This is a genomic window from Nonomuraea sp. NPDC059007 (genome assembly GCF_042740555.1).
Lineage (GTDB): Bacteria > Actinomycetota > Actinomycetes > Streptosporangiales > Streptosporangiaceae > Nonomuraea.
On record NZ_JBHYJD010000048.1, the window covers coordinates 1 to 17234 of the forward strand.

Here is a 17234-nt window from a genome sequence, read left to right on the forward strand (position 1 = left end):
TAGCGGGGAGCCAGGGAAACGTCTTGGCACTCCTCATCTCTGCCTGTCGCACAGCTACCGGAACTCCACCGTCGCGCGGGTACCGGAACTTGACACACCGGTCCGGCATATGCCCGGCCCCCCGGCCCCTGACGATCACGGCATACCCCATGGGAAGCCCAGCAGAGCACCAAGCCGGAGGAGGCGGCGGGCGGTCGGGTGTGTCCAGTTAACGGTTCTGATCCACTTGGTGTGAACTGATCGCACGCAGTACGGTTCTCACCGTCGGCATCGCCCTGTCCAACGGCCGGATCTTGGTCCTCCACCAGCGGCCGTGAGGGTGAGTCTGCTGAACGATGCCGCCTGTGTCGCGACTCGAACAACGCCGAGTCCTGAACATGGCCTTTCTCAGGGAAGAGCAGCTCGATTACGACTGCGACGGCCGCGATAATTGCCGCTGCCGACGCGACGCGCTGGTTCGGAAACAGAAGGCCAACGACTATGGCGGTCGCCAGGGCCGCAATGATGCGACACCGCCGAGTCGCGACCAGCCGTAAGACACGCTGGATGACGGTCTGGATGAAGCGCATGTGGTGTGCTCACTTTCGGTTGACATCTGTCTGGGTCTGCTGCTGGAGGTCGCGAGCCGTGGCAGCTGTCCGAACAGGCGTCCGAGCTGTTCGGGACACTGACTTCATTCTTAAGCTAGCGAATGCCCTGGTGGGAGCGCGTTCTGAACATCGAGCAAATAAGGTGACAACAGGGTGAAATCAATCGGGTGAGGTGACGATGCCGAAAAAGCCTCTCGGCGAGCCGAAGGCCCCCTACGGTCCCCAGTACGACTTCTTCGACCTACTCCAGCGCACGATCCGTCGGCATGACGACCCCTCGCTAAGAGAGCTGGGCTTGACGGTTCACCGCAGCAGGGCAGTGATCCACCGATACGTGCTCGGGCCGAAGCTCCCCAGCCGTGATCTGCTTGATCGGCTTCTGCGTGCTCTCTCCTGCACTGAAGAGGAAACGGAAGCCGTCAACGCCGGATACGCCGCGGCTTACGAAGACCAGATTCGGCGGCGGCGTGCCGCACCGCGGGATCCACTCATCATGGACCAAGACAGGATAGGCAGGTCGCATCACGCTGGTTCGATCAACTTTGGCACCGACTACACCAGCGACGAAGATGCAGCAGCCGAGACACCGGTTAGTCCAGCCGAGGCAAGGGCTGGTACGAGTCAAATCCATGACCGATTCGCAAATCGCCCGGCCTTGGCCGTGTGGTCACGTGAGCTGCTGGCTCTCAAGACATCTGCCGGAGCTCCGCCCTACCGGGCGATGCAGCGCTGGATGAAAAGACTAGGGAGCGATTCCTCAGTGACTGCGCTGCACGCCTGGTTCTCCGGCATCAGCCTGCCCCGCCATTGGCATGAGATCCAGCCTCTCATTGAGATGCTTATCAGCCAAGCAGAGGCCAGTTACAACGGTCGTGTTGAGAATTTCGCCGCGATCTTTGATCGTGCCCGGATAGAGCGTGACGCAAGGAGGCGCAACTGGGTCTGGGACGAAGTACCTGGTTGACGGTGGCCATGAAGAGCTTTCCATGGCCACCGTCAGCCGGCCAAGCTGAAGACAATCCGACCTGGCCCTCGGGCAGGTGCAGGGGTGCTAGGGCCTGCCCAGGCGCCTGCGCCGGTTGCCGGTCGGAGTGTCAGAAGTCGAACTCGCCTCTTTTGGCGCCGTCGATGAACGCCGCCCATACCGATGCTGAAACGACGTAGGGGGCCTGGTCAGGGGCTTCGGTGTCACGGATACCGACCCTGCCTCCGGACAGGGGCGCCACTTCCAGGCAGTTGCCGTTGTCGCCAGAGCGGGTTGCCTTGCGCCAGATGGCGCGGTCCAGTTCCTCGTTGGTCACTTCCATCGCTGGGCTTTCTCCTCGATCAATTGGAGTGAAGCCCTTCGAGGAAGGGCCTCACCGTGCAACATCTCATACCTCGACTTGATGTCCAGAACCCTGCTCGGGTCAGCTGTGATCTGGCTCAGCGTGATGGACTCGAGGTAGGCCGTGTCTGGCATTGCCGGTCCACCGGCCAGCATGAAGGCACCTTGCAGCCCGGTCGTCAGCCACGCGTTATGAGGGAGGATGCGAAGGTGAACCCGCGGATGATCGTCCATACCGGCGAGATGCGCGAGTTGCTCCGCCATGATCTCCTCGCTCCCGATAGGCCGGGTGAGGACTCCTTCGTCCAGCACTACCCATAGCTTAGGTCCCTTCTCCCGTTCCAGGATGCGCTGGCGATCTAGCCGTGCTGCCACGCTTTGCTCGACGACGTCGGGGGTGATCTCCGGCCTGCCCCGGAAGATGGCGCGGGCGTACTGCTCGGTCTGGAGCATGCCAGGGACGATCAACGGCTCCCAAGCACGGAGCATGTCCGCCCGCTGCTCGATCTCGACCAGTTGCGCGAGCCAGATAGAGAATCGACCGGCTTGCCCGACGGTCTCACGCCAACGTGTCAGGAGGCCACCACCTGCTCCCAGCGCGGTGTCGGCGGCGCGGGCGAAGTCCTCGTCGGCCCGGCGTTCTCCGCGCTCGATCATGCTGATCTTCGAGACTGACCAGCCGAGCATGACAGCGAGCTGCTTTTGTCGCCTCCCTGCCATGATGCGGTATTCACGAAGATGGGTGCCGAACTTCACGCTCGGGGTTTTTAGTGCAGGCTCCGGCTCGGCGTTTTCCATGGTGAAACGCCTCCTCTCTGATAACACACCTCAAAGCACGGGCATGTGTTGTAGCACACCTGGTAAGTGCCCGGGAAGTGCTTTGCCTTTGGCCCCGCATGCAGGGGTTTTCTGAGATGGTCTCTTCAGGCCGGGTTGAACCACACAGCCAGGCACACGAATAGAACGCAGGTAGGTAGATGTTGCTCGCATTCTTCGCATATTGGAAGCGACTGGTGATCAGAAAATAGCGAGGCGAATCCGGTGATATACCACGTACCCCCACCGACAAAGCTCGAGGAACTCGGCATCATCCAGCTGGCGTGTGACGCGCGGGCGCCACATCTGGCCCGGCAGGCGATCACCACGTGGCTGGGCGGCGCTCATGCCGCAACCGAGATTGTCGTGTTGGTGACCTCCGAGCTGGTCACCAACGCCGTCAAGTACGCCGATGCCTCCGGTATCGGTGACGGTTCTGGTCACATCGCGGTCAGGCTGTCGCAGAACGCGGTCCTTATCAGGGTGGGGGTGACCGATCCGGGGTCGCACTGCTCAACCCCCGCCTGCATCCCGTTGCAGGTGCCGAACCTGCACTCCGAGCACGGTCGGGGGCTGGCGATCGTGGCGAACCTGTCACGTGGCCGGTGGGGCACCTACCGGATGCCCGGCACCGGGTACCGGCACGTGTGGTGTCACCTGGACCGCTATCCGACCGAGGCGCAGTTAGGGCAGTTGTACTGCGCTCCGGTCGCCGGCTGACCTCGTCTGCTCCCTCTTCCTTCTTCATACAGCTCGTTTACGCCTGTGTTTGGCCTGCCCGGAATCGGAGAAGCATTGTGCGCCGCCATCATCTGCTCATGCTCGTCCCGGTGCTGGTCACGGCCGCGTTCGTCGCTGGATCACCGCCGCGCCCGGGAGCGTCCCGATGCCGGTGAAGGTGGCGGTGCTCGCAGGCGGGCCGGGCCTGTTCGCAGGGGTCGTGCTCGGGCGCCGGTGGCGGTTGCGGCGTAAGGCGCTCAACGGCCGTTCGCTGTTCGGCCCCCTGAATCACACCCCATCCGGCTCCGTGCCTTCCCTCGTTCGTTTTGTGAACTGGAGTTCGTCGTGTTGCGTCGTCATCTGATCAATGGGCTGCTGGTGGTGTTCACCGCTGCGTTCGCGGTCTTCTCCGTGGTGGCTCCGGCCGGGGTGGTCCGGCCGGTGGCGCTGGCGGTGCTTGGCCTGATCGTGGTCGGGGTGGTCGGGGTGGTGGTGTGGGCTGGTTACGTGGTGTGGCGGCGTCGCAAGCAGAACCAGCCGTCCGCCTGAAGATCGCCCTCCCCGCTACAGCAGCTGTACGCGGCTACCTAAACCCCCTCCTCTTCCTCTTCCCCTGACTATCCCCCGGAGTCGACCATGTCTGATCCCGTCCCCTCGGCGATAGCCGAGCAGGCCGCCCTCTACCTGACTGACCTGCAGCGGGTGCTGCAGGCGCGGGGCTTACTCGCGCGGGTGCTGACCGATGCGGGGCGGCTGCCGCGCTTGCGGGTGATCAACCCGGGGCCACCACGCTGGCCGAGGTTGTTTCGGCCTTGCCGCGGGAGGGTGAGTGGATGTTCTGGTGGTCGTGGGCAGCGCCGATCGTCGAGGTCACCCACCCGGACCGGGCGGCCGAATGTGTCGGCCGGGTGCTGGCCGTAGCGTCCCCGCACACCGTCTGACCGGCACGCGACCACGCCGACCGGGCACGGATGCTGTCCGCCCGTTGGCGGCCCGTGTCGCGGCCCTGTCGTGGCTGTCAGCGGCCGGGGATCGGCGGCCATCAGCCCTGTCACCACGATTGCCGCCCGTTCGGCGGGGCCGTGGATGGCAGCGTCCTCACCCGCTCCCTTCCGGTCGGGGTGTCTGGCGGTGGCATCCCGGCCGGGGGCCGGGGCGGGTGAGGGCCACCCTGTCAGTGCTTCTCGGATGGGTGCCGGGTGGTGGGCGACCGTGGCCGGTGTCCTGTTCGAGTCCGAGGTGGCCGCGTGGTGTGCAGCGCGTGGTCACCGGTGGTGGCTGGCCGGATGTCCTTGCCGGTCAAGTCACCGCCTGGGTGGCGTGTCGCGTGGGTCCCCCGCTCGCGTCGATCGTCGCCTGGGGCGGTCCCTCACCTGGGAGGGAACCATCGCGCACGCCGACGCCGCGATGGGAGGGACCGCCCCCCTTCCCCAGGAGGAGACAAGCGAGATTTCAAGGCTTCTCGGGAGCGATGCGGCCGGGCGGACGCGCAGGCCCACCCGCCGCACTCCCGAGAATCGGGTGACCGCGAGTGCCTCATGCAACCGCGGGCGCGGTCACCCCTTGGGGCGGCTGGCCGGATACCCGAGGAGGTCCGGTCAGCCACTCCCCGGGAAAGGCCGGGTGGTTCCCCTTCCGCCCGGTCAACCGGTGGGCGGCCCTCTTTGCGCTGGTGCGGAGCGCGGCTGCACAGGCCGCGAGGCGTGAAAGGGGGCCGCCCGCCCTTTGAGAACTTCATGAACGTCCGGTAGCGGCACGCTCCCAGTCATCGCGGGTGCCGCTACCGGGCCCGGACCCCTCTGGCGGGCGGGTTGCGCGCAGGCGACCGTGCCCGCCAAGGGGGAGGGGAGGTGGCTGCTCGGGCCTCCGCTGTGCGGAGAGAGCAGCCACCCCCTTGGCTGACCGTCCTGGAAGCCCGGTCGGCCAACGCTGATGGCCTTGGTGCAGCCGCTGACTCACCAGGCCGTGGGCGGGCGGCTCCAGCAGCGTCACACGAGTGTGGGATCCGGGGCCCGCACACGAACGCTGGAGCCGCCACCCCGGGACTCTATGAAAACGTCCGGCAGCGGTGGCGCTACCTCCCTCGTGCCCTGCTGCCGGACCCTCCCGGGGCCTTCGGGACGTAGCGCAAAGCGGGGAGTCACCCTCCCCCCCATGGGCCGCTCATCCCGTCCCGAACCCTCTCCGCTCCCGCTGCGGGGGAAGGAGACAAGGGAAAGAGGGAGGTAGGTCAGCGTGCGGCTGACCTACCTCCCCCTTCTGCTACCTGATCGCGATTCTTAGCTGGTGGGCAGGTGGATCACCGTCCCACTCGTGCCCTCGCCTCCGACCGCCGCGTCCTGTGCACTCCGTCCAGAGCGGGTGGTGCGCCGAGAGGGCGGTAGTGGCCGGGGTGTGGGTGCGGGGGGTTCCGGTCAGCAACGCGGCGGTGGCCTCGGCTCCTGCGGCAGCCGCTTCGGGGTAGACACTGATGTAGGTGTCGCGGGTGAACGATGCCGTGCGGTGCCCGAGCGCTTTCTGTACTAGGACGGCATCCGCTCCTGCCGCGAGCATCGCTGTGGCTGCCAGGTGGCGCAGGTCATGGAGGCGGATCGGTGGCAGTCCGGCCTGGTAGCAGATCGCGTAGAAGCGATCCGTCACATACTGCGGATGCAGAGGCCGACCGATCTCGTCGGTGAAGACGAACCCGGACTCCACCCAGTCCGGCCCCGCGGCCAGCCGCTCCCGCGCCTGCCGCCGTTCATGCTGCTTCAGCCAGGTCATCGACTCGGCGTCGACGGCGATCTCGCGGTCGCTGGCATCGGTTTTCGGGGTGCCCTGGATGGGGTTCCAGCCGAGCTGGGTGATCTGCCAGTGAATCCCGATCCAGTTTGCGGATATCGAGCCCTCCCAAATCACGAAAGAGACCCTCAAGGAGGGGCCTCGACGAACGGGCACGGACCGGCATGACGCGATCTTTGCTTGACGGCCTGTCCGAACGCGGCCTTCGCGGCGTTCCAAGCCGCTGGTCTGGACCGAGGAGCGGGTCGCCCAGTGGCGCCTCGACCACGCGGAACATCTGGACCTGCTCAAGCGGGCACGCGAGGGCAGGCGAGTCGACCCCGTAGTCGCCTACACTGGTGCGCCGCGTCCCTCGCCGGTGATGGTGTGGACCCCGTAGCAGACCCAGCGATTCCTCACCTACGCCCGAAGAGATCGCCTGTTCGCCCTCTACCGGCTGTATGCGATCAACGGCCTGCGCCGACGGGAGGCGGTAGCGAGTTCGACGACGGCGGCGGGGTTGAAGGCCAGCAACCTGTCCTGCTTGATGGCGATGTTCAGCGCGTGGCGCAGGGTGGCGCGGATGCGGTGCATGGTGGTGGGGCCGACCGGACGCCGGTAGCGCACCGCCCGCACGCGGGCGGGGTCGCCGCTGGCGCGTTCGGTGACGATGATGTCGTTGAACTCCTCGATCGCGTCGAACATGCCCGCGACGTCCGACACGCGGAGCCGGTCCAGCCGGATCTCCCCCAGGTACGGCTTGAGGTAGAGCCGGATGTGCGACTCATACGAGCGCCGGGTGGTCGGCTCGATGGCGCGCTTGCGCTTGAGGAACTCCTCCAGCCACTCGCCGACGGTGACATGCCGGTTCAGGTCCTGGTGCGTGCGGACGTTACGCCGTACCTCCTCGGTGTCGGGAAGCTGCTGGGTGGCTTTGGTCACCGACAGCATCAGCGCGGTGATCTGCCTGCGGACGGCCGGGTCGGGGTCCAGGGCGAGCAGGCCGCGGGCGTGATCCAGCTCCGCTTCAGCATCCTCCAAGGTGAGGAAGCCGCGCCGCCGCAGCGGGGTGCGGCGCTTACCGTCAGCGGGGGCGGGGAGTTCGAGCTGGTAGGCCCAGGTGCCGTGCGTCGAACTCCACCGTTTCCGCCGTTGGCGTGCGTGGTGCGCAGCTTCGGGCAGGTCTTGCCGATGTTCTTGCCGGTGTCGGGATCGATGCAGGCGCAGATCTTGTGGGTGGTGCCCTTGGCGACGGGCCGCTCCCTGCCCGCCGCCTTCGTCGTGCTTGGGTTGCTGGCCATCGTGGTCATCCCTTCTCTCGTGTCTGACGGTCATCGCCGCCCTGTTCTTCTGGCTGGTCGAGGAGCACCCGCAGCCCGCGCACCGGTACGGCGTACCTGCCACCGATGCGCAGCGAGGTATTCGGATAAGTGACAGGGATCAGTGACCCGATGCTCGGGCCACACCCGGTCCAGCGCCTCGCTCCATCGCCGCCCAGCCGTCAGCACCTGCCCGAACCCGAACTGTTTTCGCAGGCCACAGCGTTTTCGGGCAAGTTCCGGGCAGCGCCTGGCGGGGGCGGCATACGCTGAGACCGAGCCCCTGCAGTGCGTGAGGCCACGGAGATGGGCGAGTTGCCGAACCGCAGGGATGAGCTGGCCGAACGTCGCTTGGCCAAGCTGGATCTCGTGAAGGCGATGATGGCCGCCAACCTGAAGCCGGACTACGGCGGCTTCTACGGCCAGCTCCAGCTCGCCTCTGACGCGGTCGCGGAGCTGGGCGAACTGGCCGAGGTCCGCAAAGCCGCCCGTGCCGCTGGTCACCAGCTCGGCTGGAAGGTCCGCACCCACGTCAGCGAGGACGGGACCCTGCTGGTGATGGACGAGCGCGACGCCCCCGAGGAGATCCAGATGCTAGCCGCCCGCCGCGCGGCCGAGGCCACCGCCGCCCTCCTCACCAGCGCCCAGAACGAAGCCCACATGTGCCACACCAGCCAGCCCACCTTCCCCGGCCAGCCGAAAGACCCCGGCCAGGACCTCTGAACGCCTGACCAGCGGCCATTGAACGCCCACGGGTCTTGTGGCGGCAGGACGGCCCGGGGCCCGGGGGGGGTAGGGCGCGGAACGCCGTACCGGCCGCCGTACGGCCCTGACGGGCCCGCCCACAGCCGCCCGGCCCATGATGCCTACCCGCCCGACGCCGTGACGGCGTCAGGTGACGCCACGGGGTCCGGCATTGCATCGGTTCCAAAATCCGCAGGTTCATCGTCGCAGATCCGGGGGTGCATCGTCGTAAATCCGCAGGTGAGCGACTTGCTACTGCTGGAAACTTGTGGTCACGCAGAGCGATGTAGCCGATACTGGCCGGGACATCTCCAGCAGATCCACGTGGAGGAGCCCCCCGTGTCCGCTGTACGGCTCGTCGTGTTCCCGCTCGTCGTCACCCTCTCCGAGTACCCCGATGAGCTGATCAAGATCCGGGCCAAGCACAAGGTCGCCGGCACGCTCCTGCTCTACCGCCACCAGGTCAAGAGCCTCGACCAAGCTGGAACGTGCCCGGCGCCTACATCCTGCTCGACCGCCCCGACAGCGAGGGCCGGTGGGGCGCCTACGTCGGCAAAGCCACCAACCCCGGCCTCCGAAACCGCGTCCAACAGCAGTTCAAGAACCGTGACCACTGGTACCGGGTGCTGGTCATCCGCTATGAATCCAACGACGACGAGAAGCTGAACAGCACCGAGGCCGGGCGGTTGGAAGGGGAGATTTACTACTGCCTCGACAGCGCCGAGACGGTCGACCTGCACAACCGCAACCGGCCCCAAGACGCCACCTTGTCCATCGATGACGAGGCCAGCCTGCGCGACTACATGATCCCCATCGAGTCCACACTCCGCCTCATCGGCCACTCCCTCCAGCCGCAACGGTCCGAAGTTTCTCCCACGAGGCAGGTGTCGCCCACGTCGGTGCCCGTGCAGCAGCCCAGGCCGTACGTGAACGCATTCGGGGTGCAGGTCTGCCCCAAATCCGTATCTCCTGCAGAACCCCACCATCGAGGCAGTCATGGAGAGGATCGCGCAACTCGATACAAGATGGAAAGCTCGAGCTCAGAGGCCGAACGCGAGCAGGCCCGTCTGAGCCGGTGGTGCAGGAGGTATGCCCCGGCCAGCACACTGATACTGTGCTGGGCGGGGCATACCCCCTATGCCACCGGCTCAGGCGCTAGCTCAGGTGGCCCTGACCCTTCTCCCCGCCGTGCATCCGGCAGGCGAGTTCTTCCTCGGCCGTGAGGATCACCGCCGCCAGTTCGGGCACGCCGGTGTCGAGCGCCCTGTAGAGGCGGTGCCAGCCGTCGATGATCAGCATTCCGCTGTCGGGGACGGTGATCACGATCAGCGGTTCGGACATGTCCACGCGCGCGGCGTGGTCGGTGTCGAGGGCGATCAGGTGGAGCATGCCCGACCACTCGCGGGGGTTGATCCGGCCTTCTGCTTCCCGGCCTCGGGCGAGCTTCTTGGCGGCGGTGACGTTCCATCGCCAGGCCAGCATCTGGAAGAACTCCACGTGCGGGCGGCGGTCCGGGCTCGGCGCGGGCGTGTCCGGGGACGTCGCCGGGGCGTCGGGTGCGTGGGTGTTGTTGGTGTTGTGGTTGGTCATGCGGTCATCTCCTGCTCGGTCGGGTTGGCCGGAATCTGCTCCGCGGAGGCCGGCGCGAGTGCCTCGGCTTGAGCGATGAAGGTCCGGGCCGCGTCTCGCCGGATCAGGGCCATGGCCCGGTTGAGGTGAATGAGGGCGAATTCGTGCTCGACCTCCGGTCCGAGGACGCCGACGACCATGGCGACATCCGGTGTGGGGTCGTCGTGGTCGAGGTAGGAGCTGATCCAGGACGCGAATTTGGCCAGTGTCTGCTTCTGGGTCAGGCCCTGGCTGCGTCCCGCGTGGCGGATGTGCCGGTCGACCAGCAGCCACCAGGTGGCGAGGGTCTGGGCGCGCAGGGTGTCGTAGAGCTGCTCGGCGGAAAGGTGCTCCCCCCGGCCGAGCCTGCGGGCGATGTCGTCGCTGCTGCGCCGCCTCGTGATGCGGGCCTGCTCGATGATGGCCTCCATCGACAGCGTCTCGCCCGGCGCGGGCGCGGCGGCGGGGGTGGGGGTGGCGGCGGCTTCGTTTCGGGGTTTCGGGGTGTCGGGGTGCTGCGGGTGGTCGCTCATCGGGTTGTCCTTTCGTGGGGTGGTGACGTCAGCGCCGGGCGACGCTGACGGGGTCGGTTGGGGGTTCACGGCGTGTGCGCCGTTGTCGAGGGTTGCGCCGGGGACGTGGCCGGGTGGCCGGGGACGGGGTGGCCAACCGGCCCGCCCGGCCCCAGATGGTCGGCTCCGTCGCCGGGCTCGGTGGCCAGGTGCTGGGTGAGGAGTTCGCCGGTGTCGGTGAGGAAGTCGCGGGCGGCCATGCGGGCAGCGTGGGCGAGGGCGTGATCGAAGAGGGTTCCCGGCCGTCGGGCGGGGGCTTCGTTGGTCAGGAAGTGGCGGGCCATGGTACGCACGCGCCGCAACGCGTGGTCGCATGCCAGCCGCTTGAGGGTGATCTGTCCGTCGACCACGTCCCACCAGGCGCGGGTGGTCTGGGCGTAGGCGGCGGCGAACACCTGCTCGGCGGAGAGAAACTCCCCGTTCTGCAGGGCGGCGACGGCCTCGGCCGCCGCTGTGTAGTAGGCGTGCCGGGCTTCGGTGATCTTCTCGGCGGTGAGCTCATCGACTGAGCACCCTGCCTCCTCGGCCGGTTCGCCGTTGGTGAGGGTCGAGCCGGGTGCGGCGCGGCCGAGCGCGCCGTACGGGGGAAGAGGGCCGGGCTCGTAGAGGTCCGTTCATGGAAGTGTTCCTTTCGTCGGTGACATGGACGGTTGGTGACATGGACGAGCGAGAGGTGAGGGGTTTCTGGGTGGGGCTGTCCGGGGCGGCGGCGCGGGGCGGTCCCCGCGCTGCCGGGCGGACGGGATGTGAGGTCATGGCCGTATCCCGGCTGGGTTAGAAGACGGGGGGCTTGTTCCACGGGTCGGGCAGGGGTCCGGCGTGTCCGCCGTAGGTGTCATCCGGGTGGGTGGCCGGTGCGGCTGGTGCGGGTGGTGGGGTGAGGGCGTCGGCGATTCTCTGGGTTGCGGCGAGGAAGCCTTGGGCGGCGTTGCGGCGGGATTCGGCCATGGCCTGGGCGAACAGTCCGCCGTGCGGGGTGCGGGCGCTGATCAGGAACTCGCGGGCGTGTTGCCGCACGGTCAGAATCGCGGTCCCGCCGTCCACGGTGTTCTCGATGCCGTGGGTGAGGTCGGTGACCTGGTGCCACCAGCTCATCCGGTGGTAGGTGTGGGCGATGCGGGCCAGGGTGCCGTCGTCCAGGTTCCCCTCGTCATCGAGGGAGCAGACACGGTCGAGGGCTTCGCCCAGCGCGTGGCGGGCGTCGTGGGCGTGCTGGCTGGCGCGCTCTTCGAGTCGACCCATGATGATGATCTCCTTCACTGTCGGGTTGCTAGGGCGTGGTGCGTGGGTGTCCGGTACGAGGGCCGGGGCGTTGGTGCGGTATCCGGGGGTGGGTGTCCGGGGGTAGGTGCCGGGTCCGGTCAGGCCGCGCCGGGGCGTGTGGCGGGCCGTCCGCCCGTGTGATGCTGTGCCGTCCGGCGGCGTTCCGGTACGGCCCACGCGTTGGGGCCGTACCGGACGCCGGGGCGTGTTAGGCGGTGGCGAGCATCCGGAAGGCGCGGGCTTTGAGTTTGGCGTTGTCGTGGTCGTCGAGCAGGGCGCGCTCGGCGCGGACGGTGGCGACATCGCGGCTGCCGAACACCGGGGACTTGTGGTCCAGCCGCTCGGTCACCGCGTTGTAGGCCGCCCACCGCGTGTTGCGGATCGGCTCCTGGGTGGGGGCCTCGTTGAACAGGTACTCCAGCTCCCGCATGGTCAGGTCGTGGTTGCGCTTGGTCAGGTCTTTCGCGTCCGCCGGTAGCGGGTGCAGGCGGGTGGCGAACTGGCGGAATTCGTTGCGGTTCATCGGGATGACGAGGAGTTTCTCGGCTTCGGCGGCGAACGCCTGACCGTGCTTCCAGGTGAGTTTGAGCGCCTCGCGGGCTTCGGCGATGCGCCCGGCGAGGTTGCCGGTATGGCGGACGGTGTAGCGGGAGGTGTGGTTGGCCAGCGCGGCGCGTTCGGTGTTCGCGCAGACGACCCGGACCGGGGTGGCGACGGTGACGAACGAACCCCACCCGTCGTGCCGGTTGAACGCGGCCAGGTAGAGGTCGATCTGGTCGAACCCGCCGACCATGAGCGGCTCGGGCAGCCGCATGGTGATGAACACCCGCCGCCCGTTGTTCAGTGAGCCGCCGGTGTCGAAGACTGCCCCCGACTCATCCACCAACGTCTGGAGGAAGTCACAGACCTCTTCGTTTTGCAGAGGCTGGTACTCGCGTCCGACCCGGCCGAGACGTTCGGGCTTGCGGGTGACCGGGTTGGTGCGCACCGTCAGGAAGTCCTCGTCCGTGACGACCGGCTGGCCGGTGACCGGGTCGGTCACCGGGCCGACCGGCACCTTGCGCACGTTCCACCCAGCCAACTGCGATCGCGACAGGAGCTCCTCGGCGGTCATCGGGCCGGGCGCGGTGTAGCCGAGCCCGTGCCAGCCGGGCTTCCCGGCGGCGGCGAACCCGGCCAAACCGTTGGCGAAGATCTCGATTTCGTGAGCCATGATGTGTTCCCTTCTGAGGTGCCGATGTGCGGCGTTGTGGTGTGCGGGCATGCGGAACAGACGCGATGCCGCGAGCGGTGTGGCGGGTGGATCGGACCCCCGGCCCGGTGCGGGCCGGTGGCCGGTGGACCGGTGATCAGCGCGGGCTACGGGTGCCCTTCCGGCGCGTGGCCGGGTTGGTTCGCTTTGCGGGGCGGGCGGGGCGATGTGTCCGGGCTACGGGGGTGCGGGCGGGGCTGTAGGGGTGTCCCGCCCGCTACCCGGGCCGGGGTGGGCGGGCCGGTCAGGGCGGCCCGCCCGCTCAGGCCCGGTCAGTCGCCGTTGATGTCGGTTGCCGCACCGTCCCCGGTGTCGGCCGCGTTGACCGGGGCGAGGCTGGCCAGGGTTGCGGCGGGGGCATTGACCGGGGCGGTGGGGGCCGGGGTGGCGGTGGGGGCGAGGGCGAAGCGGCGGGGCCGTTCCGTGGTCAGCACCGCGTCGCCGAGCTGAACCAGCCGGTCCAGGGCGTTGGCCACCGCGCCGGACGAACGGCCGCCCAACGCCTTGGCCATGTCATGCGGGCTGAACTCCTTGCCGGGGAACTCGATCAGGTGCGCGTGAACCAGGTCCCGCAACCCGCCCGGCCGCGTGCTGCCGCCGATGCCCGCACCACCTCCGCCCCCCGGTACGGCGCGCGCCGGGGTGGCGGTGCCGGTCAGCGCCGCCCGAACGGTGCGGTGCGCGGTGGCGACCTTCGTCATCGCCATTTCCAGGCACCCCAACGCCATCACGGTGTTCCCCTCGTCCTTCGCCGTGAGCACCCCGTTGAACAGGTCCGCCAGTTCCGACAGGTCGGCACGGGCCCGCGCCCACGCCGGGTCATCCGCCACCGGCTCAGACTCCGGCTCGTCGGCGTCGGCGTCGGCGTCGGCGTCGGGAATCGCGTCGAGGTCACCGTCCACCTCGCCCGGCCCCTGACCGGACGTCTCCTCGGTCGGGTCCGTCTCGTCATCGGTCGGCTCGTCCGCCGGGGCGGGGTCGGCCGAATCGGCGGCGGATGGGGGAACCTCCCTCTCCGAAGCAGGCACCCCGTCAGCGTCCGTGGCGTCCGTGGCGTCCGCGTCGGGTGCGGGGTCCGGTGTTTCGGGGGCCGGTGCGGGCACGTCGGCGATGTCGGTCGGCTCGGTCGGCGCGGCAGTGTCCGCCGGGGAGTCGGCGGGGTCCGTGGTGATCGGGTACCACCGGTCAGCCGCCCGCCCGCGCCCGCCGTCGTTCACACCCGGCTCACGCCGGGCGTGCCCGTCGGCTTCGAGCTGGTTCAGGATCTTCCCCGCGACCGCGCGGTTCAGGTCGGCCGCCGCCCCGATCATCGTGGCCGACCCGCCGGGTTCGGCGTTCAGCGCCGCCCACACCGCCACCACACGCCCGTCCCCATCCGTCGCCGGGTCAGTGACCGGGGCTGCGGCGTCGGGGCTGTCAGGGGCCGTCAGGGGCGCGGCGTCAGCCGGGCCGGTAACGGCGATTTCCGCATCTGCGGACACGGGTTCGGTAGCGGTCATTTCCGGGGTGTGAATAGCCATTGCGTGACGCCCTTTCCGATCGAATTCCCGGCCCCGTCCGGGCCGGTGTTTTTCGTTTGCGTCACGACCATCCCTCGCCACTAACCCGGCTGGCAAGCCGACCCGGCCACAAATAATGTCACCCCAACGGCTGGAGAGGCTAACCTAACAAGACAACCTCCGACCTGCGAAAACATCTCGCAAGAAGGCAACGGCTTCGACTTGACATCCCGGGCCGGCCCGACTCTTCACCCCATGAGAAGACGACGGCGGACGATACCCAATTGCCCGAATAGCATAGTGAAGAATCTTCGAGGTGAATACGCATTCGGGTTGACATCAATACGCGGGTCGAGCGTCCATGGAATTAGGCGGGAAACACCGCCGGAACACCGCACCGGAATCAACACGCCGCGCCATTCCGGGGCCATCACGAAAGGGCACACCTACATGACGTCGAACACCAACGCCGCCGACACCGCCGCCGCCGACAGCATCACGGTGGAACCCGCCCACCTACGCGGGCTGGTCGACACCGGCCCCGGCCACGTCCTGATGTGGGACGGACGGGATGTGTTGATCGGGCCCGCCGCGATGGCCGACCACGGCACCCTGCTGGAGATCACCACCCAGGAAGAGATCGCCGCCACCCTGGCCAACGACGCCCCCGGCGCGCCGCCCCCGCCGGGCAGCATCGCCGACAACGTCACCGCGACCGCCCGCCTACGCCTCGAAGGCCAGCGGCACGTCAGGTCGCTCATGGCTGTCAGCGGCCCCTACAGCGCCGCGCTACGCCCCTACGGCATCCACCGCGACCAGCTCAGCCACCTCGACCCCGCCACCGGCGACATCATCACCCGTTATCGGACGCCCGACGGGGCCACCGCCACCCTCGCCACGCCCTACCTCCGCGACACCCGGGCCTCGATCACCATCACCATTGCCGAGGCCGAGGCCGAGGCCGACTCCGGGGCCGATCCGGCTCCCGTCTACACCGCGACCGTGCCGCGCCGGACCCCGCCCGCCGCCGTAGCCGCGCTGATCGCCACCGCCGCCGGACTCACCCCCCACACCACCGACCTCTACCGCCACCTCAACGACACCGGATTCCCCGACACCATCGAGCAGCTCAAGGTCGCACCCGCCTACGCCCGCGCCCTCGCCGCCCACGGCCCCGGCTGGGCGATCATGTGGAACAACGAACACGCCCACCCCGTCATCGCCCGCCCCGAACACGGCGACGACGGCCACCTCCTCGAAATCTGCCGCTACGAGGAGATGTTCACCCTCAGCCCGTGCGACACCTGCGACGACGCCCGCACCTGCGACACGTGCATGTCCGGACAGCCCGACTTCGAGACGATCGCCCGCAACATGAGCGACCTCCTCGGCGACTACCACCTCAGCATCGACGACATCGCGTACTGCATGCCCGGCACCCTGCCCTACACCCGCGCCCTCCGCGCTCACGGCTACGAACGCCACACACAGGGCCACCGCTACAACGCCGACCACACCCCGACCGGCCACCATGACGCCTACGGTCAGGACTACCGTTCGCCCGAAGGCCACCTGGTCGAGGTGATCATCCCGATCAACCCCACCCCCACCCGCGACGACCCCGCCGCACCGCACCTCACCATCCGATGGACCTACCTCGGCCACACCGCACCCGGCGGTACCTACCCGACCACCGACCTCCCCGCCGACACCCCGCCCACCGAAGTGGCCGACCTGATCACCGCACACCTCGCCATCCACCCACCCCCACCCCCACCACCCCCGACACCACGGACGGCACAGACGACGCGGACGGCACGGACGGCGAGGGCGCGCCTGACAGCGCCGACACGCCCGCCACCGCATAGCCCCGCCCCGGGCGACCAAACGGGCCCCGGCGACCGTCCCACGGGCGGCACCGGGGCCCTACGCGTCCCCCTGACCGGCCACGCGGCCGGGCCGGGGCCACCCGACACGTGCGGCCCCGGCCGGGACGGGCCTCGTGTGACCTCATCGAGACGAGGTTCTTCTCCCCGTTCACGGGAGGTCACCGCGAGGGCCGACCCGCGGCCTGGCCGCGGGCCGGCAACTGCTGGTGAGAAGAGAAAGAAGGAGGAAGACGGAGAGGCAGAAGAGCGGAGAGGCAGTAGACGGGGCATCCACACGAACACGCGCGCACACATATTCCAAGGAGTCGCCTATAGGCGACTCGGGGCGGCCAGCGCAACAGACGAAACCCGCCTGACCTGCGCAAATGACACGCCAGGGGGTGTCGCGATCTCAGCGGCAACACCGAACGCTACAACAAAACGCGACACCGGCCGCGACACCGATCAACCCCCCACCTGCGCAACCCGCAACACCAAACGCGACACCCCTCCGTACCGGACGGGCGGGCGGAAAGGAATGAGGGGCCAGAGGGGGCAGACAGGTGCAAGGGCATGAGACCGGCAACACAGCCAGCCATGAGAACACGCGCACACATATTCAAAAGGAGTCGTCTTTAGACGAGTCGGGCCGTCCAGCGCGCTGTCCGAAAACGGCGTGACCTGCTAAAACGACCCCCGCAGGGGGTAGCGGTCTTAACCGCGCACCGGAACGCTACCCCCATGTCCAGCACGGAAGTCTGCCCCCATTTTCTCACCCTCCTGGAACAAGAGCCCGACCGGATCGGGAGAAGATGCGGTGGGTTTGTCCCTAACACAAAAAAACGAGCAAAACCCCCTAGGGGCCACCCCCCCGCCCCCCCCCCCCACCCGCAGCG

Annotated in this window: 17 protein-coding genes; 7 read left to right on the forward strand and 10 right to left on the reverse strand. The window is 68.2% G+C overall.

Annotated features, from left to right (window positions below):
- Nucleotides 1-344: 344 nt before the first annotated feature.
- Both ACFWY5_RS46390 and ACFWY5_RS46395 read left to right on the forward strand, forming a co-directional pair.
- A complete protein-coding gene (locus tag ACFWY5_RS46390; protein WP_379614732.1) occupies nucleotides 345-536 on the forward strand; it encodes a hypothetical protein in 192 nt (63 codons plus the stop codon).
- A 226-nt stretch (nucleotides 537-762) separates the two neighbouring features.
- Complete coding sequence (locus ACFWY5_RS46395) at nucleotides 763-1554, forward strand: hypothetical protein (RefSeq protein WP_379614730.1); 792 nt, start codon at nucleotides 763-765, stop codon at nucleotides 1552-1554.
- A gap of 130 nt (nucleotides 1555-1684) precedes the next feature.
- Here the strand turns inward: ACFWY5_RS46395 and ACFWY5_RS46400 are convergent, their stop codons facing one another.
- Nucleotides 1685-1897, reverse strand: coding sequence for a DUF397 domain-containing protein (locus tag ACFWY5_RS46400; RefSeq protein ID WP_379614728.1), 213 nt, complete (start codon nucleotides 1895-1897; stop codon nucleotides 1685-1687).
- Nucleotides 1888-2715: a helix-turn-helix domain-containing protein gene (locus ACFWY5_RS46405; protein WP_379614726.1), complete on the reverse strand. Its 828-nt coding sequence runs from the start codon at nucleotides 2713-2715 to the stop codon at nucleotides 1888-1890. Before ACFWY5_RS46405 ends, ACFWY5_RS46400 begins: the two co-directional genes overlap by 10 nt.
- Before the next feature lie 243 nt (nucleotides 2716-2958).
- On the opposite strand from ACFWY5_RS46405, the gene ACFWY5_RS46410 reads away from it, so the two are divergent.
- Together ACFWY5_RS46410 and ACFWY5_RS46415 are read left to right on the forward strand one after the other, a co-directional pair.
- Nucleotides 2959-3453, forward strand: a complete 495-nt coding sequence (locus ACFWY5_RS46410) for an ATP-binding protein (protein WP_379614724.1) — start codon at nucleotides 2959-2961, stop codon at nucleotides 3451-3453.
- A 345-nt stretch (nucleotides 3454-3798) separates the two neighbouring features.
- The gene (locus tag ACFWY5_RS46415; RefSeq protein ID WP_379614722.1) at nucleotides 3799-4002 is read left to right on the forward strand and encodes a hypothetical protein; all 204 of its coding nucleotides are present in this window, start codon (nucleotides 3799-3801) and stop codon (nucleotides 4000-4002) included.
- Between the two features lie 1713 nt (nucleotides 4003-5715).
- Here the strand turns inward: ACFWY5_RS46415 and ACFWY5_RS46420 are convergent.
- Entirely contained in the window at nucleotides 5716-6351 is a 636-nt protein-coding gene (locus tag ACFWY5_RS46420) for a tyrosine-type recombinase/integrase (protein WP_379627929.1), read from the reverse strand.
- A 312-nt stretch (nucleotides 6352-6663) separates the two neighbouring features.
- Nucleotides 6664-7254: a hypothetical protein gene (locus ACFWY5_RS46425; protein WP_379627927.1), complete on the reverse strand. Its 591-nt coding sequence runs from the start codon at nucleotides 7252-7254 to the stop codon at nucleotides 6664-6666.
- A gap of 566 nt (nucleotides 7255-7820) precedes the next feature.
- Between ACFWY5_RS46425 and ACFWY5_RS46430 the strand changes: the two genes are divergently transcribed.
- Nucleotides 7821-8255 (forward strand): hypothetical protein, encoded by a 435-nt coding sequence (locus tag ACFWY5_RS46430; protein WP_379627925.1) that lies wholly within the window; start codon nucleotides 7821-7823, stop codon nucleotides 8253-8255.
- A 509-nt stretch (nucleotides 8256-8764) separates the two neighbouring features.
- Nucleotides 8765-9499, forward strand: coding sequence for a hypothetical protein (locus ACFWY5_RS46435; protein WP_379638700.1), 735 nt, complete (start codon nucleotides 8765-8767; stop codon nucleotides 9497-9499).
- On the opposite strand, the gene ACFWY5_RS46440 is transcribed toward ACFWY5_RS46435, so the two are convergent.
- The 6 genes from ACFWY5_RS46440 to ACFWY5_RS46465 form a co-directional block, all read right to left on the reverse strand.
- Nucleotides 9432-9866 carry a hypothetical protein gene (locus ACFWY5_RS46440; protein WP_379627965.1) on the reverse strand — a complete coding sequence of 145 codons (435 nt, stop codon included), beginning with the start codon at nucleotides 9864-9866 and terminating at the stop codon, nucleotides 9432-9434. The two genes, ACFWY5_RS46435 and ACFWY5_RS46440, sit on opposite strands and share 68 nt — an antisense overlap.
- Entirely contained in the window at nucleotides 9863-10417 is a 555-nt protein-coding gene (locus tag ACFWY5_RS46445; RefSeq protein ID WP_379627967.1) for a hypothetical protein, read from the reverse strand. The genes ACFWY5_RS46440 and ACFWY5_RS46445 overlap by 4 nt, the downstream gene beginning before the upstream one ends.
- Nucleotides 10418-10482: 65 nt before the next feature.
- The gene (locus ACFWY5_RS46450; protein ID WP_379627969.1) at nucleotides 10483-10851 is read right to left on the reverse strand and encodes a hypothetical protein; all 369 of its coding nucleotides are present in this window, start codon (nucleotides 10849-10851) and stop codon (nucleotides 10483-10485) included.
- Between the two features lie 379 nt (nucleotides 10852-11230).
- Nucleotides 11231-11698, reverse strand: a complete 468-nt coding sequence (locus ACFWY5_RS46455) for a hypothetical protein (protein ID WP_379627971.1) — start codon at nucleotides 11696-11698, stop codon at nucleotides 11231-11233.
- A 229-nt stretch (nucleotides 11699-11927) separates the two neighbouring features.
- Nucleotides 11928-12932 carry a DUF932 domain-containing protein gene (locus tag ACFWY5_RS46460; RefSeq protein WP_379638701.1) on the reverse strand — a complete coding sequence of 335 codons (1005 nt, stop codon included), beginning with the start codon at nucleotides 12930-12932 and terminating at the stop codon, nucleotides 11928-11930.
- 311 nt (nucleotides 12933-13243) lie between these two features.
- Nucleotides 13244-14332 (reverse strand): hypothetical protein, encoded by a 1089-nt coding sequence (locus ACFWY5_RS46465; RefSeq protein ID WP_379638702.1) that lies wholly within the window; start codon nucleotides 14330-14332, stop codon nucleotides 13244-13246.
- Nucleotides 14333-14920: 588 nt separating this feature from the next.
- Here ACFWY5_RS46465 and ACFWY5_RS46470 point away from each other — a divergent pair.
- Nucleotides 14921-16915, forward strand: coding sequence for a hypothetical protein (locus tag ACFWY5_RS46470; RefSeq protein WP_379638703.1), 1995 nt, complete (start codon nucleotides 14921-14923; stop codon nucleotides 16913-16915).
- Nucleotides 16916-17234: the final 319 nt, after the last annotated feature.

Coding starts and splice junctions, on each gene's coding strand:
- ACFWY5_RS46460 (WP_379638701.1), bottom strand. CDS start 12,932: ATGGCTCACGAAATCGAGATCTTCGCCAACGGTTTGGCCGGGTTCGCC.
- ACFWY5_RS46440 (WP_379627965.1), bottom strand. CDS start 9,866: ATGACCAACCACAACACCAACAACACCCACGCACCCGACGCCCCGGCG.
- ACFWY5_RS46470 (WP_379638703.1), top strand. CDS start 14,921: ATGACGTCGAACACCAACGCCGCCGACACCGCCGCCGCCGACAGCATC.
- ACFWY5_RS46400 (WP_379614728.1), bottom strand. CDS start 1,897: ATGGAAGTGACCAACGAGGAACTGGACCGCGCCATCTGGCGCAAGGCA.
- ACFWY5_RS46405 (WP_379614726.1), bottom strand. CDS start 2,715: ATGGAAAACGCCGAGCCGGAGCCTGCACTAAAAACCCCGAGCGTGAAG.
- ACFWY5_RS46445 (WP_379627967.1), bottom strand. CDS start 10,417: ATGAGCGACCACCCGCAGCACCCCGACACCCCGAAACCCCGAAACGAA.
- ACFWY5_RS46455 (WP_379627971.1), bottom strand. CDS start 11,698: ATGGGTCGACTCGAAGAGCGCGCCAGCCAGCACGCCCACGACGCCCGC.